This is a genomic window from Rhizobium sp. CIAT894 (genome assembly GCF_000172795.2).
Classification (GTDB): domain Bacteria; phylum Pseudomonadota; class Alphaproteobacteria; order Rhizobiales; family Rhizobiaceae; genus Rhizobium.
In genome coordinates this window covers 4,065,706-4,087,391 of sequence record NZ_CP020947.1, presented here as the reverse complement: position 1 = coordinate 4,087,391, position 21,686 = coordinate 4,065,706, and the positions used below count along the sequence as shown (strand labels likewise).

Genomic DNA, 21,686 nt, shown 5'->3' with positions numbered 1-21,686 from the left:
ACATGCGGAAAACAAAGACGCAGCCTTCAGCCGGCGATCGCCAGGCTCATCAGATCAGCCGCCCTTTGCCTCGCCTGCCTGTCGGCGGCAAAGACATCGTCCATGGTGGTGGCCGGCGGCAGGCCGGCCAGATCGTCCATGACCCGCTCGGTGATCTCGGCCATGGCGAGGAACGGCAGCCGCCCTTCGATAAAGGCTTCGAGCGCCACTTCCTTGGCGCCGTTCAGCACCGCGCCCTGAACACCGCCGCGCGTCATTGCAAGCCGCGCCAGCCTGAGCGCCGGAAAACGCACCTCGTCCGGCGCCTCGAAATCCAGCCGGGCGAGCCTGGCGAAATCCAGCCGCTCGATCGGCAGGTTCGGCCGGCGCGGAAAGGACAGCGCATAACCGATCGCCGTGCGCATATCCGGGGCGCCGAGCTGGGCCAGCACCGATCCATCGGTATAGCCGACCATCGAATGGATGATCGATTGCGGATGGATGATGACTTCGATCTGTTCCGGCGTCAGGCCGAACAGATGCCGGGCTTCGATCATCTCCAGCGCCTTGTTGAACATCGAGGCGCTGTCGATCGAGATCTTCAATCCCATCGACCAGTTCGGGTGCGCACGGGCGGTTTCCACCGTCACGTCAGCCATCTCCCTGAGCGAGGCGGTGCGGAAGGGACCGCCCGACGCCGTCAGGATGACGCGCTCGATGGCGTGGCGCTGGTTTTCCTCCAGCACCTGGAAAATCGCATTGTGTTCGCTGTCGACCGGAAGCAGCCTGCCGCCGCCTTCGTGGATCGCCTTGATGAACAGATCACCGGCCGAGACCAGGCATTCCTTATTGGCGAGGGCGATATCGGCGCCGCGGCGTGCCGCGGCAAGCGTCGGCGCCAGGCCGGCGGTGCCGACGATCGCCGCCATCACCCAGTCGGCTTCGCGGTCGGCGGCTTCCATCAGGCCGGATTTTCCCGAGGCAACCGCAATGCCGCTGCCGGAAAGTTCGCTCTTCAGCGATTCGTAATGCCGGTCGTTTGCCGTTACCGCCAGCCGCGCGCCGGATGATTTCGCCTGCCGGGCCAGCAATTCGACATTGCCGTTGCCGGTCAGCACGGAAATTTCGAAGTTCTCCCGTCCGCCCAGATGATCGACGACATTGAGTGTATTCTGGCCGATCGAACCCGTCGAACCGAAGATGCTGAGGCGCCGCGGCGCGCTTTTGCCGGTCATCATGTGGAATTTCGCGAAAATTTCTCTCGTAGGCTCAGGCTCTACTAGGCTTTGGAGGGGGCGGCAAGTGTGCAGTGCAGCAGATTTCCGCCGTCGAGGGGTTTACATCGGGGCGGCTGGAGGCGATCCTTACAGCACTGCTCGGGGAATCGAGATTCCCGTGGTCAGCCACGCTGGCATGAGCAATTCGGGGCGCTGCGGCGCCCGCAAAGGCACTTTGTGCCGCCGGCCTTTCGGCCAAACATGAAATCGAAGATGAAACCTGGATGAGCGGCTTGGCCGTGATCTCTATCGCGGGCTTGGCCGTGATCTCTATCGCGGGCTTGGCCGTGATCCCATTGCGTGCGCTGCCGCTCCGGTTCTTATGTCATGACGATATTCAAAACTACATGCATGTTTTTCGCCATCCTGCCGTCGCTCGCTGCCACTGCGAGGGCGGATGACCTGCTGATCTGGTCGCCGGCAAAACTCTCCGATCGGTCCTACAAGGCGACGATGGGTTTTCGCCTGCCGGCGGAATGGGAAACCAGCGCCGGCGCCGATATCGCGCTCGCCTCGACCAAGGGCGGAGCCTTGCTGCCCGATTCCGGCCAGGCCATGCTGTGGGGCCGCATCGTGAAGACGAGCGTCACGCCGGCCGGCCAATCGCAGCGGGGCGCGAAAGTCAGTGTCGATACGCTGCGCGGCAGCGGCGCGCTGACCCTCAGCCGCTCGCGCAACTGGATCCTGTCCGATTCACTCGACATGCAATCGAGCCGGTCGATCAGTGTGCAGTTTGACGCGGTCGATACCAGGCAGACCTCGGTGACGGCATCGCAGGCGCTGAAGCTGATCCATCCCTGGACGGGAACCTCGCTTTCGGCCGGCACAAGCATCAGCAATGCTGGCGGCAATGCCGCCAGTGATTTCTCGACGACGGTGGCCGTCGGCCAGGCCATCCTGCCGAACCTCAATCTCGATGCCTCGGTCAGCAATCCGTTTTCACAAAGCGAGGCCGGCAGCGTCAATCTGCGCTATCGCCTGCAGTGGTAGCGGCGCTGAAACCAAATTCCGCCGCCAAGCGTTCTTCCTTGATGAGGTTCAAGGAGCAACGGATCATGGTTTTCAAAGAGCAGACATTTCACGGGCTCGAGCCTGAAATGGAGGTCGAAATCGCCAATCGCGCGCGGGTCGAGGCAGCCGTTGCCAATGCGCTTGCGATTGCCGGCGGCATCGATGCGTCCGATGTCGAGGTGACGATGGAGAATGACCAGGTGGTGCTGAGCGGTACGGTCGGCACGGTCGGCGAGATCGAACGGGCGAGCGCTGTCGCAAAAGCCGTCGAAGGCGTGCAGTCGGTGCACAATCGCATCCTACTCGGCGGAGCCTTGGCTTGAGGGCTCGCCGTGATCGTTATCGGAACATCCCGGCGCCGATAGACGGCGCCCGGTGGATCACCCGGGGTCAACCGGCGAAGCGTTCGACCAGGAAGGACGAACCGGCCAGGCGATCCGTCTTCTGCATGGCGCCCGAGCCCTGCGGGTGATAGGCGATGGCAAGCAGCATGGCGCTGACGGCGACATAGGCGGCAGCCAAAAGAGTCATTTTGATACGCATGATGGTCACTCCCTTCGCCTATAACGCAGCCGACAAGGCGAAGTTCCGCATCCCCATATCAAATGAAAAGCCCGGCTGATCGGCCGGGCTTGGTGCGTGGATTGCCTATCGGCAGATCCGGGTTTCTTTGACGATCGTACGGCCATGACGGCGGATCTCTTCCGTCTTGGTGAAGCAATCACGCGAGACGCGATGCGACATCCCATACGTGCGGTGATACGGACGGTGGCGGTAATAGGGGCGTTCGGAATCGCCGTAATAGGGACGCGCATTGTCCGTGGTGATGGTGACGCTCGCCGCCTCTGACGGCATTGCGGAAAAGACCGACGCCGCAGCGAGCGTACAGGCGAGTATGAACTGTTTCATGTTAAGCCTCTCTTTCTCAGTTGCTCACGGAAGAAACTCGGTTGTCGTGGGATCAACTCGCCGGAAGCGCTGTCGGTTCAATCACATAGAGTTACCGATTGTGTCGGTGAAGAAACCTTTGCGGCCGCCAATCGTTAGCGCTGGGGGATAGCCGGAGGCATCGAGAATGGGACCGATTGCAAGGATCATCGCCATCGTCGCGGGGCTTGCCGGCGGCACGGTCTTTTCGCAGGCGCCGGAATTTGCCCAGCAATACCGCCAGCGGATCGGCGGCGCGGTCGACGAACTCAGCGTTATCGTCGAAGATTTCAGCCGCCAGGCGGCCGACCACCACCTCGATCGCCAGCAGGCGCTCACCGCCTACGCCCAATCCTCCGACGATTTTCTGCGCGACCGCGGCGTCTCGATGCAGAGCACGATCACGCGCTACGAAACGCTGCTGTCGCAGCAACTGAAACTCGGCACCGCCGCCCCGGTCGCCAAGCCCTTCGTGCTGATGGGGGAGCCGGATGATGTCGTCTTCGCCAATACCTGGCGGGATTTTGTGCCGGGTGTGCCCGTCAGCTTTGCGGGTCTTGTCTGGGGTGTGATTGGGTTTGTCGGTGGCTGGGGTGCGGCGGCGGTGTTGGGATTTGGTGTTCGGCGAGTTGCGCGGAGACCGAAGGGCGTTCGACGGTTGAGCTAATCGAGCGGCGAGACGATCTGCGGAGGCGCTATAAGCCGGCCGCCTTTCGCTGATGGGGCCGTTGCTTGGGTGAGGCACTGGCTGAAGATCAACTAGACGCGCTTTGCCCGGCCCCACCAACCGCTACGAAGAACGTCTGGGTCATGTTTGTGCATAACTGACTTTCAGGTTGAGTAACGCATGTGATCAGGCATAGTCAGGGCATGCTTGATCTCTCGTTCCCTTGGCCCATCGGCCTCATTCCCATAGCCATGACTGCTTGGGCGTCTTATGGTCTTTACCGTGCAGTTGTAACACGCGACGGGGTTACGTGGGCTTCAGTTGTTTCAGTACTGGGGCTGGTGGCATTCATGGCAGCACTCACTGCCCAAATCGTGAAGCCCGTCATCCACCAGACACTTGCTCTGATTATAGCTCAATTTCTCGGAACGGGTGCGTGCTTCTTGCTCGGCAAGCTACTGTGGTCCGTTCAAAAAACGAAACCGGACATGTCTTTCAGGCGTCCCGGCGTGGAAGTGTTTCGCGGCATGGGCATCTGCCTGAGTGTCCTGCTTGTTATTGACGGTCTTTTCTTTTTATTCCCTAACGCCGGGAAGTGCCAACCTTTCAAAGGATACATGGCTGATAAGTGTGCTGGGCAGGAATTATTTATAGGAATTCACGACCTCCCAATCACAATATATTTTGGAGTTCTCATTGGCGCTCCTGCACTGGCTGGACTGAGTCTAGGGATCTGGGCGCTGTTTGCCGGCGAATCCAGTGCGAAAAACAGTGCTGGCGGCTGAGGCCCGGTGGTTTTGGGAGTTGGTGGTGGTCGTTGCGCGAGGCAATCTTCATGGCGTTCGATCTTCTCTATTTCGACGGGCACCACCTCACTCGAGCAGAGCACATCGCGGGGCAATATGCGTGCGTCATTTAAGGGACTGCGTGAGCGGCAGGATGCGGAGGTTTACGAGCTATAGGAGAGCACTTGTCCTGGCATGCTTATATCGATGAAAGCTATACCCCAGGCGGCGATGCTTACGTCATCGGCGGCTGCATCGCCACTCACAGCGACTGGGTAAAGTTTTCGGCAGAATGGCAATTATTCACAAAGCGCTTTGGACGGATCGGTGCCGATGGACATAGATATTTCCATATGGCCGAAATGACGCACAGGATCGAAGAAGTGGGTTTCTTCTATTCGGTAATAAGTAAGTACGTGCCTATTTTCATATCTGCCCGCTTCAATCGATCTGAGTTCGACCGCGCAAGAACACGAATTTACGTCCCAGGTGCGGCGATCGAATGGGACCCTGTGAACTATTATTGGATCGCATTTAGGTGCCTCATGGACAAATTCCATCTAGAGCGACCGCAGCTCCAAAAACTGATCCCGTTGGACGAGGTAGTTCACTTCCATATGGATGACACTTCCGACCGAAAGTTGGTCGAGCGTATGTGGCAAGAATACATTTTTCATCGACCGGATGGCGTTCGCGATCGTTATGCCGATATCCCTATATTCGAAAATGACAAGGACGTACCGCCACTGCAGGCCGCTGACTTTTGGACTTGGTGGGTCCGTGAATGGACCGACCGAGGCGCGTCACAGCGAATATTGCATCATGATTTCGAAGAGTTTACCAAGCCGGCGGTTCACCAATCACCTCGAGTCACAATGGACATTGAGTTCAGCGAAGAGCAATTTCTGCCGACCATTGCTCGAATGGCGAAAAGGCAGTCAGGTAGAGAGGTTATCATTCTACCTCCCTCGGCACCTTTCCCAAACCAGAATTCAGTCCCGGAGCCAGCGGACATCCCGTTTAATAAGCCTACCAGGTATGACGTCGTAGACGTTTGAGCTTCCTATCTTTCTCGCTTCCGCCCACTGAGCGCAATTCAGGGTTCCCTCGATACTAATGCCGTTTCGAGACGCGCGGGAGATGAGGCAGGCTAGTGCGAATACGTCGCGGGCCATCGAGTCCGAATAACAGGAAGCCAGTCCAGTCTTGACCTCTCCCGGCAATCTCACCCACACACAACGAATGCTCGCTGCTCAGCCCTTCTGTGTCTTTTGCGGAGGAACTACGCAAGCAACCACACTTGATCACATGCCCTCTCGGGTTCTATTCTACGGCAAGCACCGGCCCAAGGGACTAGAGTTTTCCTCCTGCCAGCCGTGCCAAGACTCGACCAGAAAAGCCGAGACTATTTTTGCCGTATTGTCGCGGTTTTATCCCAAGCCGACCACAAATACGCAACGCACTGAATTCCAAAAATTGTTGCGGGCAGCTGAGCGCCATAATCCCGGCTTTACCCGCGAAATGGAGACAGATCAGGTCGGGCATTTGCATCGGCTCGGCAAGGAGGCTGCTTTGCTTCCATCGTGGAACTTCGTCAATGTTGGAGGTCCTATATGCACCGACTCGATATCCGCGTTCTCGGTGAAACTCGGGCTAGCCCTGCATTATGAGATCACACGGCAGATAGTGCCCAAAGGCGGCGTCGTTGTCGTGGCTCGTTTCAGCAATGTCGATGCATTTACCGGGGATATGCCGAAGGCCGCACTTGCCCTATTCGGGGAAGGTCAGACGCTGGAAATGGGTAAATTTCGGGTGGCCGACCAGTTCGAATATTCCAGCGTATATGCGGGGGATACGATGAATATGAGCGCGCACTTTGCGACATTCCGTATGTCGATGGCCCTACTCTTATTGGCTTGCCACAGTGAGGCCGACATTCCCCAAGGCGTTCACGGCGACCGCTTCCGAGTTTGACCGGAGCTTGGACGACAAAAGACCCCTCGAATTTCTTTTGCGAATTTGCGGTCGCGCCGCGCCAAAAAACATTCCTATCAAGGTTGCGCGGCAGAGCATCACACGAGGCGACCGTTACTCACTGGTTACCCAATAACGAAATGCGGCTTCACATCTTCGCAGACTAAAAGGTATAAGTATTTGAAAAATATTGGTGATCCCGACGCGATTCGAACGCGTGACCCCCAGATTAGGAATCTGGTGCTCTATCCTGCTGAGCTACGGGACCACTTGATGCCATGCATACAAAAGGCTTGGCAGGAAGCCAAGCCTTAATTCTTGTCAGAGACCCAAGCGTTGTTCGGCGAGGCGGACCCAGTAGGAGATGCCGTGGGCGATGGCTTCGTCGTTGAAGTCGTAGGCCGGGTTGTGCAGGCCGGCGCTGTCGCCGTTGCCGATGAAGATGAAGGCGCCGGGGCGGGCGTTCAGCATATAGGAGAAATCCTCGCCGCCCATCATCGGATCGATCTCGGCGTTGACATTGCCCTCGCCGGCGATGGCGCCGGCGACGGCCACCGCATGCTCGGTCTCGTCGGGATGATTGACGGTGACGGGGTAGTTGCGGTTGAAGCTGATGTCGGCCTCGGCGCCATGGGCTGCGACCATGCCCTCGATGATCTGGCGGAAGCGCGTCTCGGCGAGCGTGCGCATTTCAGGGTCGAGGGTGCGGACGGTGCCGGCGAAGGTCGCATCGTTCGGGATGACGTTATGGGCGAAACCGGCATTGAACTTGGTCACCGAAACGACGACCGAGCGGATCGGATCGGCGGTGCGCGAGGCGATCATCTGCAGGTTGGCGACGATCTGGGCGCTGATCGCAATCGGGTCGATCGTCCGGTGCGGCTGGGCGGCGTGGCCGCCGCGGCCCTTGATGGTGACGGTGAATTCGTCGGTCGCCGCCATGATCGCGCCCTTGCGGGTGGCGAATTGGCCCACCGGCAGGCCCGGCAGATTGTGCATGCCGTAGACCTCTTCGATGCCGAAGCGCTCCATCATGCCGTCCTTGACCATCAGGTTGCCGCCGCCGCCGCCTTCTTCGGCGGGCTGGAAGATGACGGCGATATTGCCGTTGAAATTGCGGGTCTCCGCCAGATATTTCGCGGCGCCGAGCAGCATGGCGGTGTGGCCGTCATGGCCGCAGGCATGCATCTTGCCCGGCGTCTTCGAGGCCCAGGGCTTGCCGGTGATTTCGGTCAGCGGCAGGGCGTCCATATCGGCGCGCAGGCCGACGGTGCGGCGGCCTTCGCCCTTGCCCCTGATCAGGCCGACGACGCCGGTGCGGCCGATGCCGGTGACGATCTCGTCGACGCCGAATTCCTTGAGTTTTTCAGCGACGAAGGCGGCCGTGTTTTCCACCGCGAAAAGCAGTTCGGGCCGGGCGTGGATGTGGCGGCGCCATTCGGCGACTTCGTCCTGCAATTCCGCGGCTCTGTTCAAAATCGGCATATTCGCGTTCCTGTTATGAAATCCCGACAATCTTTCATCGCATCACGACGGTGTGAAGCTGGGTATGAGGCTTTCGGAAATTACTTAGTCAATGACCTTTGCCATGTCATAGCCATATAGGCTAGATAGGGGAAGGTTTCGAGATTTTCCTGATATTCGAAGGACGAACCGTGTCGACGAGCCACTTCCGTTTGTTTGCCGTTTTGCGGCCGTTTAGTTTCGTGGTCGCCGCGACTGCCGGTTTTCTTGCCTCCATTCCGCTCGCTCAGGCCAATCCGCATATCCTCGTCGACGTGCAGACCGGCCGCGTGCTCGAACATGAGGAAGCCTTCCGCAAATGGTATCCGGCCTCGCTGACCAAGCTGATGACCGTCTATACCGTCTTCGACGCGATCCGCGCCGGCCAGATCAGCCTCGACACCCCCATTGTCATGAGCAAACGCGCAGCCGCCCAGCCGGCCGCCAAGATGTATTTCAAGCCGGGCCAGAAGCTGACGCTCGACAGCGCGCTGAAGATCCTGATGGTGAAATCGGCCAACGACATCGCCGTCGCGGTGGCCGAAGCCATCGGCGGCACGCAGGAAGGCTTCGTGACGCGGATGAACGGCGAAGCGCTGAAGCTCGGCATGACGGATTCGCATTTCGTCAATCCGAACGGCCTGCCGGGCAAGGGGCAGTATACGACGGCGCGCGATCTTGCGGTGCTGACGGTGGCGCTGCGCCGCGATTTTCCGCAATATGCCGGTTATTTCGCGCTTGAAGGTTTCACCAACGGCCAGCAGAACGTGCCGAGCCTCAATATGCTGATCGGCCGCTTTGCCGGCGCCGACGGCATGAAGACCGGCTTCATCTGCGCCTCGGGCTTCAACCAGATCGGTTCGGCGACACGCAACGGCCGCACGCTGGTCTCCGTCGTGCTCGGCACCGACAGCCTGGCGGCGCGCGCCGATGCGACGGCAAACCTTCTGCAGAAGGGATTTACCACGCAGTTTCCCGGCAGCGAGACGCTGGGGTCGCTGCGGCCCTATGGCCCGGGACAGGACCAGGTTGCCGACATCAGCGCCGACATCTGCAGCGCCAAGGGCGCAAAAATACGCAGCGAAACGCGAGACGAGGTCGGCCGCATGCGCGTGCAGTCGCCCTATATCCTGGAAATGGACCACGATCCGCGTTTCGTCTTTGCCGGCCTCATTCCCGGGCAGGATCAGCAGCCGGCCCCGCAGCCGGACAAGGTCGCGGCCGGCGATACGGCCGGCGCGATCGCCAATGTGCCGGTGCCGATGCCGCGCCCGACATCCTTCTAAACTGCCAGGGTAAAATGACATGAGCGCGCTCAACGACAGGATTCCGGTCACCATCCTGACCGGCTTTCTCGGTGCCGGCAAATCGACGCTGCTCAACCGCATCCTCAAACATCCCGAGATGAAGGATGCCGCCGTCATCATCAACGAATTCGGCGATGTCGGCATCGATCATCTGCTGGTCGAAAGCTCCGGCGATTCCATTATCGAACTCTCGGACGGCTGCCTGTGCTGCACCGTGCGCGGCGAACTTGTCGATACGCTCGCCAACCTGATGGATGCGGTGCAGACCGGCCGCGTCAAACCGGTGAAGCGCGTCGTCATCGAAACGACCGGCCTTGCCGACCCTGCCCCTGTCATGCAGGCGATCATGGGCAATCCGGTCATTGCCACGAATTTCGAGCTCGACGGTGTCGTCACCGTCGTCGATGCGGTCAACGGGCTGCAGACGCTCGACAATCACGAGGAAGCGCGCAAGCAGGCGGCGGTCGCCGACCGGCTGATCGTCTCGAAAAAATCGATGGCCGGCGCTGGAACGGATGCCCTGGAAAAGCGGCTGCGGGCGCTCAATCCGCGCGCCGCGATGATGGACGCCGACAGCAGCGAGGCCGGCAGCGCCGCGGTGCTGGTCAACGGGCTCTATGATCCCAAGACGAAGATCGCCGATGTCAGTCGCTGGCTGCAGGACGAGGACGCCCACGAGGCGCATCACGGTCATGACCATGACCATCATGGCCATGATCACGGCCACCACCACCATCATCATCACGGTCATGCGCACCAGGACGCGCACGACGTCAATCGTCACGATGCCTCGATCCGCTCTTTCTCGATCGTCGAGGAGAAGCCGATCGACCCGATGGCGCTCGACATGTTCATCGATCTCCTGCGCTCCGCCCATGGCGAGAAACTCTTGAGAATGAAGGCGATCGTTTCGGTCTCCGACCGGCCGGAACGGCCGCTGGTGCTGCACGGCGTGCAAAGCATCTTCCATCCGCCGGTGCGGCTTCCCGCCTGGCCGGATCCGCAGGACCGGCGCACGCGCATGGTGCTGATCACAAGGGATCTGCCGGAAGCCTTCGTCAAGGATTTGTTCGACGCCTTTCTCGGCAAGCCGCGCATCGACAGGCCCGATCGCGCGGCGCTGTCGGACAACCCGCTCGCCATTCCGGGCTTGAGAATTTAACCCTTTCTGATCAGGAAACGGTGGCCGTCTTCGGTCTTTTCGGCCTCGACCAGTTCGTGGCCGTCCTCATTGCAGAAATGCGGCATGTCGATCACAGCCATCGGATCGGTGGTGTCGACGCGAATGAGGGTGCCGCTTGCCATGGCGGCAAGCTTCTTGCGTGTCTTGATCACCGGGAATGGGCATTTCAGGCCGCGAAGGTCGTAAAAAACGGGGCTCAAGCCGTTCAGTTCCGCGCCCAGAATTTCCAGAACGGCTTCTTTGCCGCGGCTTCCGCCGTTTCCTGCGGTTCGGGCGCCGCAAAGGCCAGCGGGTTCTGCGTCGGGATCGGCACGACCGCCGGTGTCGCGACAGCGACTGCGGTTGCCTGCGGCTCAGCCGAGATTGCCTGCGGTGCGGCAGGCATTGCCGGCGTGGCGCCCGGCGCGGTCTTGGCGGCCAGACCCTGGGCGGTGCGCTTGGCCATCAGGTCTTCGAGTTCGGCGACCTTGACCATGCGGCCGGCTTCCAGCGAGGTGCCGGTCGGCGCATAAGCAAGTTCGCGGCCCTTGCGCGTCTTGGCGACGACGGCCTTGCGCTCGGCTTCGGAGGGGTCGTACCAGGCCATGCCGTCGAATTTGCTCATCGCCTTGGCATAATCGGCATCATAGGTCTTGCCGTAGGCGGCAAGGGCTGCCGTCAGCGCCGGCGGCGTCGACATGGCAGGGCATTTGCCGGCGGCATTGAAGGCGCCGCCATCGGTTGCCTGCTGGTTGAAGACGTATTTCTTCTCGCAGACGGCCACCTCGGGCGGGCGTTTCGTCACTTCGAAATTGTCGTAGCCGACCTTCAGCATCTTCCAGAAGTCGTAGCTCGAGTCGAGCCGATGCTTGACCATGTTTTCCGCCGTCATGCGGAAGGGGAAGGCCTGCAGCTGCACCGTCGCCTGGCCGCCCTTGAAGGCGTCGCGGGCAAAGGCGTAAATTTCAAGCACCTGCTGGTCGGTCATCGAATAGCAGCCGGAGGACGAGCAGGCGCCATGGATCATCAGATCGGAGCCGGTGCGGCCGTTGGCCGCGTCGTAGCGGTTCGGGAAGCCGGTGTTGATCGCCAGATAATATTTGGAATTGGGGTTCAGGTTGGCGCGCGTCAGGTCGTAGAAACCTTCCGGCGCCTGCCGGTCGCCGGTTTTGACCTTCGGGCCGAGACGGCCGGACCAGGCGCAGATCTTGTAGTCGGCGATCTTGTCGAAACGATTATCGGTCTTCGCCTTCCAGATCTCCATGGCACCTTCTTCCTTGAAGATGCGGATCATGATCGGCGAATTGCGGTCCATGCCCTTGGCGGACATGGCCGTGAGGATATGGGGAGGAAGCGGCTGCTCGACCTTGTTCTTGACCTTGGAGAGATCGACCTGCGCGGTTTCCAACGCGTCATTGCAGCCGGTCAGAGCCAGCGCCATGAGGGAAACATAGGCAAAATAACGTATGCGCATCCAAATTAGCCCATAAAGATAATGCGACCCGGTCCGCCTATGGAGTTCGGGCATCAGACGGAATCATAGACGGCTTATACTTTATAAATCCTTACCAGCCTATGACGTGCCCTGAACATCCCCGCAAGCGCGAATGTTACAGATAATATCAATGTGGCCAAGGTTTGGCCCCAATCGGTGAAAGCCGAACTTGTCTCGGACATGATGCCGAAAAGTCTCAGCGATTTTCGGGCGGCACCATGCGCCGGAGTCGGCTCGGCGTCTTGGAGATTGGCCCGCCGCCGCAGACGGTTAAGCCACCGTCGGGTGGTCAATCGCTTGACGCATCTCCTGGACATGCCGGCGGCGCGCCAAATTGCCGAAGATATTCGCGGCTGAATTGGGAGGCGCTCTCGTATCCAACCGCGAACGCTTGTTGAATTTGCCACGGAACCTTCCTCCTCCGAAGGCGCTGCCCGTGGCTTCGGGCACCGCGGAGAACTGTATTTGCTGTATCGAAGCCGGGCCCGTTGGGGCGGGCCCGGCCAGAACAGATCAGCGGTTCAGGGTGCGCCCGCCGTCGACCACGATTTCTGTGCCGATCGTCCATGCGGATTCGTCGGATGCCAGATAGACGACGGCCTTGGCAACCTCGGCCGCGACGCCGAAGCGGCCGAGCGGGATCGTCGAGACGATGTCCTTGTTCACCTGGTCCCGATAGGCGTCGGGAATGCCGAGCTTGTCGTAGAGCGGGGTTTCGACCGGGCCGGGGCTGACTGCATTGACGCGGATGCCGCGCGGCAGGAGTTCGGAGGAGAGAGTCTTTGACAGGTTGAGGAAGGCCGCCTTGGTGGCGCCGTAGACGGAGGAGTTGACGGCGCCGACATGGGCGTTGACCGAGGTGTTGAGCACCACCGAGGCGGGCTGGGCGAAGACCGGCAGCAGAGCCTGGATCAGAAAGTAGGGGCCGCGCACGTTGATGGCAAAGGATTGATTGAAGGCTTCCTCAGTCCAGGCTTCGATCGGCTGCCAGATCGAGATGCCGGCATTGAGAAAGGCAACGTCCAACTGTCCGTAATGCTCCTTCACCGCATTTGCGAGCCCGCGCTGCGCCTCGACGCTCGCGCTGTCGGCCTTCAGAACCAAAACCTCGGGCCCGAGCGCGGATTTCGCCTTTTCGATGGAATCCGGGTTGTTGCCGGTCACGATGACGCGGGCGCCTTCATTCAAAAACTGCTTTGCGGTTTCGAGACCAATGCCCGAAGTGCCACCGGTGATCAGGGTACGTTTTCCATTAAGACGTGTCATAAATGTTGCTCGTTTCTTTAGATTCTAGTCTCGACTAACAACGGCGTTGCTTTTCTCAATCGCTTTACGCGTCGATCGCCCTCTAGATAAACGAGAGGCGGGATTTCAGTCCCGCCCAATAGGCTCAACATCTTGCCTAATCATCTCAGGTTTTTTTAACCAGCCTGAACGCCGGATGATGCGTAGCTGCCCGGTTTCGACAGGCCATCCGCCCTTCTTCCGTCTGCAAATCGCAAGATTTAATGTCGGCCTCCACTCTAGGAAGGCTGCCGGTGATCGAGGACCAAGCACTAAACGGGGTTGCTTATCGAATGCCTGAGTTGACGCACGTCGCGCGCGGGTGGCGCACCGAACTGCCTCAGATATTCGCGGCTAAACTGCGAGGCACTCTCATAACCGACGGCAAAGGCCACGTCGGAGGCGCTGTGATCGCCCGCGAGCAGCAGCTGGCGAGCCTCCTGAAGACGAAGCTGCTTCTGATACTGGACCGGGCTGAGGCTGGTCAGCGCCACGAAATGCCGGTGCAGACTGGCACGGCTCATCCCGCTGACATCGCACAATGCCTCGATCCGCAACCGGGTGTTCTGATGGTCGCGGATCCATTCAACGGCACGGCGGATGCGACCAAGCGCGCCTTCAGGCTGCGCGATATGGCGCAGCAAGCGGCCCTGCGGTCCCTGGAGGAGACGATAGAGCAATTCGCGCTCCGCCATCGGGGCCAGGACAGGTATGTCGCTCGGGGTATCGAGCAAGGTAAGCAGACGCAGCAGCGTGTCGCGTAGCGGCGGTGTCATTGAATTGATCGCGATCCCGATACCGGGCGCATCGGGATCGCGGATCGGCGGCATGTCGGCCGCAATTTGAGACAGCAGCGACGGGTCCAAGACCAGTGACACCGAGATATAAGGCCGCCCGTCATCGGCATTGTGGATTTGGCCGCTCAGGGGAAGATCCAGAGCGCTGACGAGGTATTGCGCTGAGTCGTAGCGCAGCAAATTGTCGTGGATCGCCACATCTTTCGATCCCTGCAGGATGAAGCAGATCATGGATCGGTAGAGGCAGGGCGACGTGCCTGAGGTCGCTTGTCCGACTCCGATCTCCAATCGTGGGATCTGAGTGATCGTTATGCCCGATCGCGCGTGTCGCAGGGCAATGTCGATATGAGGTTGAAGGTGCTCGTTCATAAACCCTCTATGCCATGGCTCTTTGAAGAAAAAAAGACCTTGAGACAATCGGGCAAGAGATTGAGAGCTTTGGGCGGGCGGGCGACGCCTAAGCGGACTATCTCACTCTTATCGGAACGAAGCCGCAGCGGCACCGAGTTCCTCGCCAAACAAGCTTAAGAAAGAGCGAGTAATGACCAGACAGATCGCCATCATCACCGGCGCTAGCCGGGGCCTCGGCCGCAACATGGTGGTGCATCTCGCCGGGCCCTTCGTGGCGCAGGGCATCGCGCTCGGCCGGGTCGGGCAGCCAGACGATATCGGCGGCGCGGTTGCGGTCATCCTGTCCGACGAGATGGGCTGGGCGAACGGCACCATCTTCGACATTTCGGGCGGGCAGCTGCCCTGACGGCCGGCCCGTTCCACACCCTTCCATGACAAAAGATCGAGAGACCATCATGACCGCAACGCGCCTGACGCTCATCAGCCACCCGCTCTGCCCCTTCGTTCAGCGGGCCGCGATCGTCCTTCTGGAAAAGGGTGTGCCCTTCGACCGGATCAATGTCGATCTTTCGGCAAAGCCCGACTGGTTCCTGGCGCTTTCGCCGACCGGCAAGGTTCCGCTGCTGAAGATCGCCCGGGCCGGCGCCGAGGACGCCATTCTCTTCGAAAGCATGGTGATCTGCGAATATCTCGAGGAAACGGAGCGCAGCACAGCGATGTATCCGGAGGATCCGCTGCTGCGCGCCCGGCAGCGGGCGTGGATCGAATTCGCCAGCCAGACCATGACGGATGGCTGGCAGTTCCTCCACTCCGTCGACGCCGCGACCGCCGACGCCCGCAGAGCCGCGTTTCGCGACCGGCTGCGCAAGCTCGAAGCGGAACTGGGCGCCGGCCCCTATTTCGCCGGCTCCGCCTTCGGCATGGTCGATGCGATCTATGCCCCGCTGTTTCGCTATTTCGCCATCATTCAGCCCGCGGCGGCGCAGCCGATCTTCGACGGCCTGCCGCGGGTCTCGGCCTGGCGCGCGGCGCTGGCTTCGCGCTCCAGCGTCAAGGAGGCCGTGGTGGACGATTATGCTGCGCGCTTCCGCGACCATCTGCGCCAGAACGGGGCCCTCGTCGCCGCCTGACGCTGCACGTCATCTCTTGCACAACCCGCTTTTCAACCAAGGAGTATCATCATGGCCGACCATTCAACCAACGTCGCCGACAAGAGCGCGCTGATCCTTATTGAATACGTCAACGACTGGCTTTCGCCGAGCGGCGGAATCTATCCATCGTTCCAGGACCGCGAGCAGGTCGACATCGCGATCGCCAATTCGAAGATCGCGCTCGCCGAAGCCCGCCGTCGCGGCATGCACGTGATCCACGCTTCGCTGAAGTTCGAGCCTGAGTTCAAGGTGCTGGGCGAGGGCAAGTATGGGCTGCGCAGGATGATGCGTGACTATGGGTCGTTCCTGGGCGGGCAGGCAGACTTCTTCCCCGGCTTCGAGCCTACGGAAGGCGAATTCGTCGTCCGCGAGCGCGGCGGCGGGAGCAGCGTGTTCGTCGGCACCACGCTCGACAGCTATCTGCGCAACAACCGCATCTTCGACATCTATCTCGCCGGCTTCTCGCTGCGCCAGTGCGTCGAATCCTCGATGCGCAACGCCCACGACCTCGGCTACCACACCAACGTCATCTACGATGCGTCGGCAGGCTACACCCGGAAGCAGCAAGATGACTTCGTGACCGAGATCGCGCCGTTCTACGCCAACGCAATCACCACGCAGCAGTTCCTGACCCAAGGCTGAGTGGCTGCCATGCCCGGCGCCGCTCAAGGTGACGCCGGGCATTTGTATCGCGCAGGGCTGCGCCGGTGGCAAAGGAATCGACATCCGGCGAGCCCAAGATCGAGAGGAAGAAACGACGATGATCGGAATGATGGTGAAGATGACGGTGGCGCCCGACAGCGATGCCGCCTTCAAGCACGCCTTCGCCGCCCAGGCCGCGGCGGTGCGCGGCAACGAACCTGGCAACCGCCTTTACGACCTGTTCCGGTCGCGCACGCGTCCCGGCACCTACATGCTCGTCGAAATCTACGACGACGAGGCCGCGCTCGCCGCCCACCGTGCATCCTCGCACATGGCCGCCCACCGTCCGAAGACGGCGCCCTTCGTTTCCGGGGACCCGGAGATCGAGACCTTCGACGTCGTCGGCCACCCTGCCTGATATCAGGTCCGGCCGGCATAGGCCGGCCCTAACACCCTTGATACGCTTATCCTCGCCGAGGTTTCCATGACCCATCCTCCCGACAGCCGCACGGGGTTGCTCTATGGCATCGCCGCCAATGTTCTGTGGGGCGTGCTGCCGCTCTACCTCAACCTGCTCAAGGACGTGGATGCGCTTCAGGTCCTGTCGCATCGCGTTCTCTGGTCCTTGCTGGTGTTCGGCACGATCCTCGTGGCGGCAAGACAGATGCGACCCATCCTTGCCGCAGCAAAAGTCCGTACGCTGGGGCTGCTGACCCTCAGCGCCGCGTTGATCGCCATCAACTGGTTCGTCTATATCTGGTCGGCCGCCAACGGGCGGCTCGTCGAGGCGAGTCTCGGCTATTTCATCACGCCGCTCGTCAGCGTCGCGCTCGGTACGCTGCTGCTCGGCGAGCGGCTCGACCGGTTGCAGAAAGTCGCGATCGGCGTCGCGGCTGCCGGCGTCCTGATTCTGGCCATCAGCGGCGGCGGTGCGCTCTGGATCTCGCTCACGCTGGCCTTGAGCTTCGGCGTCTACGGCCTGATCCGCAAGGTCGCGGCGATCGACGCGCTCGGCGGACTGATGATCGAGACCGCGATCCTCGCGCCGTTCGCGCTCGGCCTCCTCTTCTACGTCAGCGGTCTCGGCGAGACGGCGTTCGGGCAAAGCGGGGTGGTCGACGCCCTCCTGATCCTCGCCGGGCCGATAACCGCCCTGCCGCTGATCCTGTTCGCCGCAGGCGCTCGGCGGCTGCGCTACGCGACGCTAGGCCTCCTGCAGTTCATCGCTCCAACACTTCTCCTCCTGGAAGCGTTCCTGCTCTACCATGAGCCGATCCGTCCCGTTCAACTGGCAACCTTCGGTATGATCTGGCTCGGATGCGGGCTCTACGCACGGAGCAGCGTCATCGCTGCCCGGCAGTCGCGCACCCGGGCGTAGGCGTTGCCGTTCATATCCAGCCTAAGGCGTCGGACTGGATGCGCGAACACTAAAGGGAGCAGTTCGGCGTTGAAGATGCGACCGTCGTTGCGAACATCAGCGGGTCCGTATTTTCTCTTCCGCCATGCCTTGCGCACGAAAGTCAGATCGCAGCACTCGGTCCGCGTTCGAGGTAGGTCGATAGGGCGATATAACTGCGAGTACCCTTAAACCCGTCAATAGAATGAATGCGGCCTAACAGCTCTTCCAATGCCTGAGTGTCGCGCGTGCGCACCTTCAACAACATTGCGCTTTCCCCGGTTATGGTATGGATCTCTTCAACCTCAGGAAACTCCTCCAGCGCCAGCAATTGCCGCGTTACCGCCCAGCTGGTCGTATCGACATGAATGAACGCTAAAAGCGGACGTCCGACAAGGCCGCCGTCGAGGACGGCGATGGTGGCCTTAATCACCCCGTCCTGTCGCAAACGTTTGGCGCGCTCGTGAACCGCTGGCGGCGACAGATTCATCAGCTTGCCGAGATCCGCGTAGCTCCGGGTCGCATCCACAGCCAGTAGGCCTAATAATTTTCGGTCGGTTGCGTCCAGTCTGGCTGTGGATGTGGTCTTTCTACTAACGCTATTCGTTTCTTCCGACATGATCGACTCCAATATTGCGGCGAATAAATTTCAGATTATCATTTACTTTGCTGAATTGCATCAGGGCAAAGTCAATGATCGCCTGATCTAATAAACCGGAGAATCATCGTGAACGGTGCTGAAATCCTGCTTCGAACACTCGTCACCAACGGTGTCGATACCTGCTTTGCCAATCCCGGCACGTCGGAAATGCACTTTGTCGCTGCGCTCGACCGTGTGCCCGGCATGCGTCCTGTCCTCGCGCTTCAAGAGAACGTGGCGACCGGTGCAGCGGATGGTTACGGCCGCATGACGGGACGCCCGGCCTGCACATTGCTGCATCTGGGACCCGGCCTCGCCAACGGGCTTGCGAACCTGCACAATGCACGTCGCGCCTCAAGTCCGGTTATCAACGTGGTGGGAGATCATGCCGCCGCGCATCTTCAATACGACGCGCCACTAACCTCCGACATCAAGGGCTTTGCCAGACCGGTCTCCGACTGGGTGCACTCGTCAAGCAGCGCACGCAATATCGCGGCCGATACCGCCATGGCGGTCAAGGTCGCACTCGAGCATCCCGGCCGCATTGCGACGCTGATCCTGCCGGCAGACACGGCCTGGACCGACGCCGAGGGTGTCGGGGGCCGCATCGACGTGCCCGTCGCGCAACCCGTGCCGGGTGAAACGGTTGACCGCATCGCCAAACTGCTGGGGCAAGGACGCAAGATTGCCATCATCATGCGTGGCAACGCCTTGCAGGAACGCGGCCTGGACGCCGCAGGCAAGATCGCTGCCCATACCGGCGCTCGCTTGATGTGTGACACCTTCACGCCGCGCCTGCAACGCGGTGCAGGCCGCGTACCGGTCGAGCGTCTGCCCTATTTCTCCGAAAAAGCCGTTGAATTCCTGACTGGCACCGACGTCATCATCCTGGTCGGTACGACACCGCCGGTCAGCTTCTTTGCCTATCCCGACAAGGCCAGCTGGCTCACGCCCGCAGGCTGCCAGCTAGCTGTGTTGGCCCAACCCCAGGAGGATGGTATCGCCGCGCTGGAGGCCCTTGTCGAAGCTTGCGGCGCGACGGAAGCCACACCGGCAAGAGCCGAACGCAAGATGCCGCAATACGAATTGACCGGTCCGTTATCACCCGGCGTCATCATGAGCGTGGTGGCCAGGCATCTGCCTCAGAACGCCATCATCGCCGATGAGTCCGCATCATCGGGATTTCCGTACTATGAGGCCACGGCAACTGCGGAGGCGCATGACTATTTGAACCTCACAGGCGGCGCCATCGGCAGCATGATGGCCGTTTCGATCGGTGCCGCGGTGGCCTGCCCTGACCGAAAGGTCGTAACCCTGCAGGGTGACGGCAGCGCTATGTACATTCTGCCCGCGCTCTGGACGCAGGCGCGGGAGAACCTCGACATCGTCACTGTCATCTACGCCAACCGGGCCTACCGTATCCTGAACAATGAACTGAAGCGTGTTGGCGCGGAAAACCATGGAAGCAACGCCGCCTCACTGATGAGCCTGGAGAACCCGTCCATCGACTGGGTGCAGGTCGCCGGTGGCCTCGGTGTTGGCGTCACCCGCGCCGAGACGCCTGCCGAGTTCGAGGAGGCATTTGCCCATGCCATGCGTGAGCGAGGCCCCCATGTAATCGAAGCCATCCTCTACTGCGGATGATGCCCGACTTGATATTGTGAGTGGCGGGCGCATTGTTCTTGTCTAGCCTGAACGGGCCAGATTGTCTGAGAAGTGTCAGTTAATGTCTGAACGGTGCCTTCCTGCAGTTGGAGGCGTCCGATACTGCGATCAATCGCTCTTGGCGCCTTGTAGCGTCAACAAGTTCATCGTCGAGGATGTTTCGATGCTGCCGCCGTCAACGGAAGGACCCCACACATGACTGGTGCCGATACCGCAACCCACTCGATCCGCTCTTGGCTGGGCATTCCTTACGCCACCGCCGAGCGCTTCCGCCGGTCGGTCTTACTGCCGTTCAATCCGGATCTGCCCTATGATCGGAAAGGACCCGCGCCATTGCAAGCCGGCAACACCGACTGGCTCGAGGCCGACAATGGACTGAGTGAAAACTGCCTGAACCTCAACGTCTGGGCACCCAAAGACGCCGGCACGGAACCGCTTCCGGTGATCGTCTATATCTTCGGCGGCGGGTTCGAAGTTGGTGCGAACACCCAGACCACCTCGAACGCCTCAGGTCTTGCCGCAACCGGCCGCGCCATCGGGGTGTCACTAAACTACCGGCTCGGTCCGTTCGGCTGGCTCTCGCTGTCTCAGTACGGGGGCGTGTTCGCGGACGCCACCAACCTTGGCCTTCAGGACATCATCACCGCTCTCAAGTGGGTGCAGGCGAACATCGCCCGCTTCGGCGGTGACCCCCAGAATGTCACCGTTACCGGCCATAGCGCCGGGGCATACTCAACAATCGGGCTTCTGGCCGCCCCGGCCGCCGATGGACTTTATCGGCGCCTCGCTGCGTTCTCTGGCGGTGCTTCCCGGATCGTTCCGGCGTGGTGGGCCGAAGAACTCGCGATTAAGTTTCTCACCGAACTCGGCATCGCCGACGATCCCGAGCGTCTGTTCACTTTGGATGCAAAGCTCCTTGCTGAAATCCTGATCAAGGTCAGTCCGCGCGACATCGGCGACCGACACGGCATCGATAACACAACTATCGGGATTGTGAACGACAACTTGCAGACCGGCGCCGTCCTGGCCGACACGCCGCTGCGCATCCTTGCATCAGGGCGTCACCGCGACGTTGATATTCTTTTCAGCACTACGACGAATGAGGCGGACTGGTGGGTCATCAACGCGACCGAGAAGTTTGATCCGGGAAGCATCAATAACCTGGTCGGCGAGCTCGTCGTGAAGTCGCGCATCCCCCGAAGCCGTGCCCGTAGCATCGTCGCCGCCTATGACGTCAACGGACGGACCCCGGTCGAGGTACGCGGGGCGCTCTTCACCGATTACTTCTTCACCCTACCGGCCGTGCGTGCAGCGCTCGCGCACGCTGCGGCGGGCGGCAATGCCCACCTGCTCACCGTTGGCCCTGTCGAAGGTGCGCCAGCCGTGCACGGCACGGAGATGTACGGCATCGTCGGCCAGCAACGCCCAGGACGCAGCGAAGAGCAAGCTAGCCGAGATATCTTCGTCCGCGACGCCCTCCTGGACTTCGCTGCGGGCAATCACGACCGGCTTTGGAAAGCCGTGACCACGGAACCCATTTCACACGGCATCGGCAACCCATCATACGACCCCACGGCCCATGCGGCCGAAGTCCTGCGCATCTTCGCAGGCGTCGAACGGACCTGACCTTCCGTAACGGGCTGCTGAAGAAGTCCATTTACGAGAGAGTGTCG

The 21,686-nt window shown here is 60.7% G+C and carries 22 protein-coding genes, 1 tRNA gene and 2 pseudogenes; 15 read left to right on the top strand and 10 right to left on the bottom strand.

What is annotated here, in order from left to right; translation table 11 throughout:
- Positions 1–26 precede the first annotated feature (26 nt).
- Positions 27–1,217: a 1-deoxy-D-xylulose-5-phosphate reductoisomerase gene (gene dxr, locus RHEC894_RS20090; protein WP_085738585.1), complete on the bottom strand. Its 1,191-nt coding sequence runs from the start codon at positions 1,215–1,217 to the stop codon at positions 27–29.
- Positions 1,218–1,583: 366 nt separating this feature from the next.
- Between dxr and RHEC894_RS20085 the strand changes: the two genes are divergently transcribed.
- Positions 1,584–2,246 carry a hypothetical protein gene (locus tag RHEC894_RS20085; protein WP_085738584.1) on the top strand — a complete coding sequence of 221 codons (663 nt, stop codon included), beginning with the start codon at positions 1,584–1,586 and terminating at the stop codon, positions 2,244–2,246.
- A 65-nt stretch (positions 2,247–2,311) separates the two neighbouring features.
- Positions 2,312–2,590 (top strand): BON domain-containing protein, encoded by a 279-nt coding sequence (locus RHEC894_RS20080; RefSeq protein ID WP_085739065.1) that lies wholly within the window; start codon positions 2,312–2,314, stop codon positions 2,588–2,590.
- A gap of 67 nt (positions 2,591–2,657) precedes the next feature.
- Here the strand turns inward: RHEC894_RS20080 and RHEC894_RS33075 are convergent, their stop codons facing one another.
- Both RHEC894_RS33075 and RHEC894_RS20075 read right to left on the bottom strand, forming a co-directional pair.
- On the bottom strand, positions 2,658–2,810 hold the full coding sequence (locus RHEC894_RS33075) for a hypothetical protein (RefSeq protein WP_164517697.1): 153 nt from the start codon (positions 2,808–2,810) through the stop codon (positions 2,658–2,660).
- 105 nt (positions 2,811–2,915) lie between these two features.
- Positions 2,916–3,176, bottom strand: coding sequence for a hypothetical protein (locus tag RHEC894_RS20075; protein ID WP_085738583.1), 261 nt, complete (start codon positions 3,174–3,176; stop codon positions 2,916–2,918).
- 166 nt (positions 3,177–3,342) lie between these two features.
- Here RHEC894_RS20075 and RHEC894_RS20070 point away from each other — a divergent pair, with 166 nt between their 5' ends.
- The 4 genes from RHEC894_RS20070 to RHEC894_RS20055 all read left to right on the top strand — a co-directional run bounded on the left by RHEC894_RS20070 (position 3,343) and on the right by RHEC894_RS20055 (position 6,620).
- On the top strand, positions 3,343–3,861 hold the full coding sequence (locus RHEC894_RS20070; protein ID WP_085738582.1) for a DUF2937 family protein: 519 nt from the start codon (positions 3,343–3,345) through the stop codon (positions 3,859–3,861).
- Between the two features lie 203 nt (positions 3,862–4,064).
- Positions 4,065–4,646 (top strand): hypothetical protein, encoded by a 582-nt coding sequence (locus tag RHEC894_RS20065; protein WP_085738581.1) that lies wholly within the window; start codon positions 4,065–4,067, stop codon positions 4,644–4,646.
- A 185-nt stretch (positions 4,647–4,831) separates the two neighbouring features.
- Positions 4,832–5,704, top strand: coding sequence for a DUF3800 domain-containing protein (locus RHEC894_RS20060; protein WP_085738580.1), 873 nt, complete (start codon positions 4,832–4,834; stop codon positions 5,702–5,704).
- A gap of 148 nt (positions 5,705–5,852) precedes the next feature.
- A complete protein-coding gene (locus tag RHEC894_RS20055; protein ID WP_245339485.1) occupies positions 5,853–6,620 on the top strand; it encodes a hypothetical protein in 768 nt (255 codons plus the stop codon).
- Positions 6,621–6,811: 191 nt separating this feature from the next.
- Here RHEC894_RS20055 and RHEC894_RS20050 read toward each other — a convergent pair.
- Together RHEC894_RS20050 and RHEC894_RS20045 are read right to left on the bottom strand one after the other, a co-directional pair.
- Positions 6,812–6,888, bottom strand: a tRNA-Arg gene (locus RHEC894_RS20050).
- A gap of 53 nt (positions 6,889–6,941) precedes the next feature.
- Positions 6,942–8,105 carry a M20 aminoacylase family protein gene (locus tag RHEC894_RS20045; protein WP_085738578.1) on the bottom strand — a complete coding sequence of 388 codons (1,164 nt, stop codon included), beginning with the start codon at positions 8,103–8,105 and terminating at the stop codon, positions 6,942–6,944.
- Between the two features lie 170 nt (positions 8,106–8,275).
- On the opposite strand from RHEC894_RS20045, the gene RHEC894_RS20040 reads away from it, so the two are divergent.
- Positions 8,276–9,409, top strand: coding sequence for a D-alanyl-D-alanine carboxypeptidase family protein (locus RHEC894_RS20040; RefSeq protein ID WP_085738577.1), 1,134 nt, complete (start codon positions 8,276–8,278; stop codon positions 9,407–9,409).
- 19 nt (positions 9,410–9,428) lie between these two features.
- Complete coding sequence (locus RHEC894_RS20035) at positions 9,429–10,592, top strand: GTP-binding protein (RefSeq protein WP_085738576.1); 1,164 nt, start codon at positions 9,429–9,431, stop codon at positions 10,590–10,592.
- Here the strand turns inward: RHEC894_RS20035 and RHEC894_RS20030 are convergent.
- From RHEC894_RS20030 to RHEC894_RS20015, 4 genes are all read right to left on the bottom strand, one after another.
- Positions 10,589–10,813: a sulfurtransferase TusA family protein gene (locus RHEC894_RS20030; protein ID WP_085738575.1), complete on the bottom strand. Its 225-nt coding sequence runs from the start codon at positions 10,811–10,813 to the stop codon at positions 10,589–10,591. The two genes, RHEC894_RS20035 and RHEC894_RS20030, sit on opposite strands and share 4 nt — an antisense overlap.
- A gap of 5 nt (positions 10,814–10,818) precedes the next feature.
- Positions 10,819–12,066 carry a murein L,D-transpeptidase family protein gene (locus RHEC894_RS20025; RefSeq protein WP_085738574.1) on the bottom strand — a complete coding sequence of 416 codons (1,248 nt, stop codon included), beginning with the start codon at positions 12,064–12,066 and terminating at the stop codon, positions 10,819–10,821.
- Positions 12,067–12,600: 534 nt separating this feature from the next.
- Positions 12,601–13,353, bottom strand: coding sequence for an SDR family oxidoreductase (locus tag RHEC894_RS20020; protein WP_049732415.1), 753 nt, complete (start codon positions 13,351–13,353; stop codon positions 12,601–12,603).
- 290 nt (positions 13,354–13,643) lie between these two features.
- Complete coding sequence (locus RHEC894_RS20015) at positions 13,644–14,537, bottom strand: AraC family transcriptional regulator (protein WP_049732416.1); 894 nt, start codon at positions 14,535–14,537, stop codon at positions 13,644–13,646.
- Between the two features lie 250 nt (positions 14,538–14,787).
- Between RHEC894_RS20015 and RHEC894_RS32555 the strand changes: the two are divergent.
- The 5 genes and pseudogenes from RHEC894_RS32555 to rarD form a co-directional block, all read left to right on the top strand.
- Positions 14,788–14,925, top strand: a pseudogene (locus tag RHEC894_RS32555) (3-oxoacyl-ACP reductase); the annotation flags it as partial.
- A 49-nt stretch (positions 14,926–14,974) separates the two neighbouring features.
- Positions 14,975–15,649: a glutathione S-transferase family protein gene (locus RHEC894_RS20005; RefSeq protein ID WP_049732418.1), complete on the top strand. Its 675-nt coding sequence runs from the start codon at positions 14,975–14,977 to the stop codon at positions 15,647–15,649.
- Between the two features lie 51 nt (positions 15,650–15,700).
- Positions 15,701–16,312, top strand: coding sequence for an isochorismatase family cysteine hydrolase (locus RHEC894_RS20000; protein ID WP_010068319.1), 612 nt, complete (start codon positions 15,701–15,703; stop codon positions 16,310–16,312).
- 118 nt (positions 16,313–16,430) lie between these two features.
- Positions 16,431–16,730, top strand: a complete 300-nt coding sequence (locus tag RHEC894_RS19995) for a putative quinol monooxygenase (protein WP_085738573.1) — start codon at positions 16,431–16,433, stop codon at positions 16,728–16,730.
- 66 nt (positions 16,731–16,796) lie between these two features.
- A complete protein-coding gene (gene rarD / locus RHEC894_RS19990; RefSeq protein WP_085738572.1) occupies positions 16,797–17,690 on the top strand; it encodes an EamA family transporter RarD in 894 nt (297 codons plus the stop codon).
- Between the two features lie 142 nt (positions 17,691–17,832).
- Here the strand turns inward: rarD and RHEC894_RS19985 are convergent, their stop codons facing one another.
- The gene (locus RHEC894_RS19985) at positions 17,833–18,327 is read right to left on the bottom strand and encodes an Lrp/AsnC family transcriptional regulator (protein WP_049732422.1); all 495 of its coding nucleotides are present in this window, start codon (positions 18,325–18,327) and stop codon (positions 17,833–17,835) included.
- Positions 18,328–18,435: 108 nt separating this feature from the next.
- Here RHEC894_RS19985 and RHEC894_RS19980 point away from each other — a divergent pair, with 108 nt between their 5' ends.
- Both RHEC894_RS19980 and RHEC894_RS19975 read left to right on the top strand, forming a co-directional pair.
- Positions 18,436–19,992: an acetolactate synthase large subunit gene (locus tag RHEC894_RS19980; protein ID WP_085738571.1), complete on the top strand. Its 1,557-nt coding sequence runs from the start codon at positions 18,436–18,438 to the stop codon at positions 19,990–19,992.
- A 207-nt stretch (positions 19,993–20,199) separates the two neighbouring features.
- Positions 20,200–21,639 (top strand): annotated as a pseudogene (locus RHEC894_RS19975) (carboxylesterase/lipase family protein); the annotation flags it as partial.
- Between the last annotated feature and the right edge of the window lie 47 nt (positions 21,640–21,686).

What these genes read in the sequence shown, in the direction of transcription:
- RHEC894_RS20075 (WP_085738583.1), bottom strand. Translation starts at nt 3,176, where the DNA reads ATGAAACAGTTCATACTCGCCTGTACGCTCGCTGCGGCGTCGGTCTTT.
- RHEC894_RS33075 (WP_164517697.1), bottom strand. Translation starts at nt 2,810, where the DNA reads ATGCGTATCAAAATGACTCTTTTGGCTGCCGCCTATGTCGCCGTCAGC.
- RHEC894_RS20020 (WP_049732415.1), bottom strand. Translation starts at nt 13,353, where the DNA reads ATGACACGTCTTAATGGAAAACGTACCCTGATCACCGGTGGCACTTCG.
- RHEC894_RS20035 (WP_085738576.1), top strand. Translation starts at nt 9,429, where the DNA reads ATGAGCGCGCTCAACGACAGGATTCCGGTCACCATCCTGACCGGCTTT.
- RHEC894_RS20070 (WP_085738582.1), top strand. Translation starts at nt 3,343, where the DNA reads ATGGGACCGATTGCAAGGATCATCGCCATCGTCGCGGGGCTTGCCGGC.
- rarD (WP_085738572.1), top strand. Translation starts at nt 16,797, where the DNA reads ATGACCCATCCTCCCGACAGCCGCACGGGGTTGCTCTATGGCATCGCC.
- RHEC894_RS20065 (WP_085738581.1), top strand. Translation starts at nt 4,065, where the DNA reads ATGCTTGATCTCTCGTTCCCTTGGCCCATCGGCCTCATTCCCATAGCC.
- RHEC894_RS20025 (WP_085738574.1), bottom strand. Translation starts at nt 12,066, where the DNA reads ATGCGCATACGTTATTTTGCCTATGTTTCCCTCATGGCGCTGGCTCTG.
- RHEC894_RS20085 (WP_085738584.1), top strand. Translation starts at nt 1,584, where the DNA reads ATGACGATATTCAAAACTACATGCATGTTTTTCGCCATCCTGCCGTCG.
- RHEC894_RS20015 (WP_049732416.1), bottom strand. Translation starts at nt 14,537, where the DNA reads ATGAACGAGCACCTTCAACCTCATATCGACATTGCCCTGCGACACGCG.
- RHEC894_RS20045 (WP_085738578.1), bottom strand. Translation starts at nt 8,105, where the DNA reads ATGCCGATTTTGAACAGAGCCGCGGAATTGCAGGACGAAGTCGCCGAA.
- RHEC894_RS19985 (WP_049732422.1), bottom strand. Translation starts at nt 18,327, where the DNA reads ATGTCGGAAGAAACGAATAGCGTTAGTAGAAAGACCACATCCACAGCC.
- RHEC894_RS20000 (WP_010068319.1), top strand. Translation starts at nt 15,701, where the DNA reads ATGGCCGACCATTCAACCAACGTCGCCGACAAGAGCGCGCTGATCCTT.
- dxr (WP_085738585.1), bottom strand. Translation starts at nt 1,217, where the DNA reads ATGATGACCGGCAAAAGCGCGCCGCGGCGCCTCAGCATCTTCGGTTCG.
- RHEC894_RS19995 (WP_085738573.1), top strand. Translation starts at nt 16,431, where the DNA reads ATGATCGGAATGATGGTGAAGATGACGGTGGCGCCCGACAGCGATGCC.
- RHEC894_RS20005 (WP_049732418.1), top strand. Translation starts at nt 14,975, where the DNA reads ATGACCGCAACGCGCCTGACGCTCATCAGCCACCCGCTCTGCCCCTTC.
- RHEC894_RS20080 (WP_085739065.1), top strand. Translation starts at nt 2,312, where the DNA reads ATGGTTTTCAAAGAGCAGACATTTCACGGGCTCGAGCCTGAAATGGAG.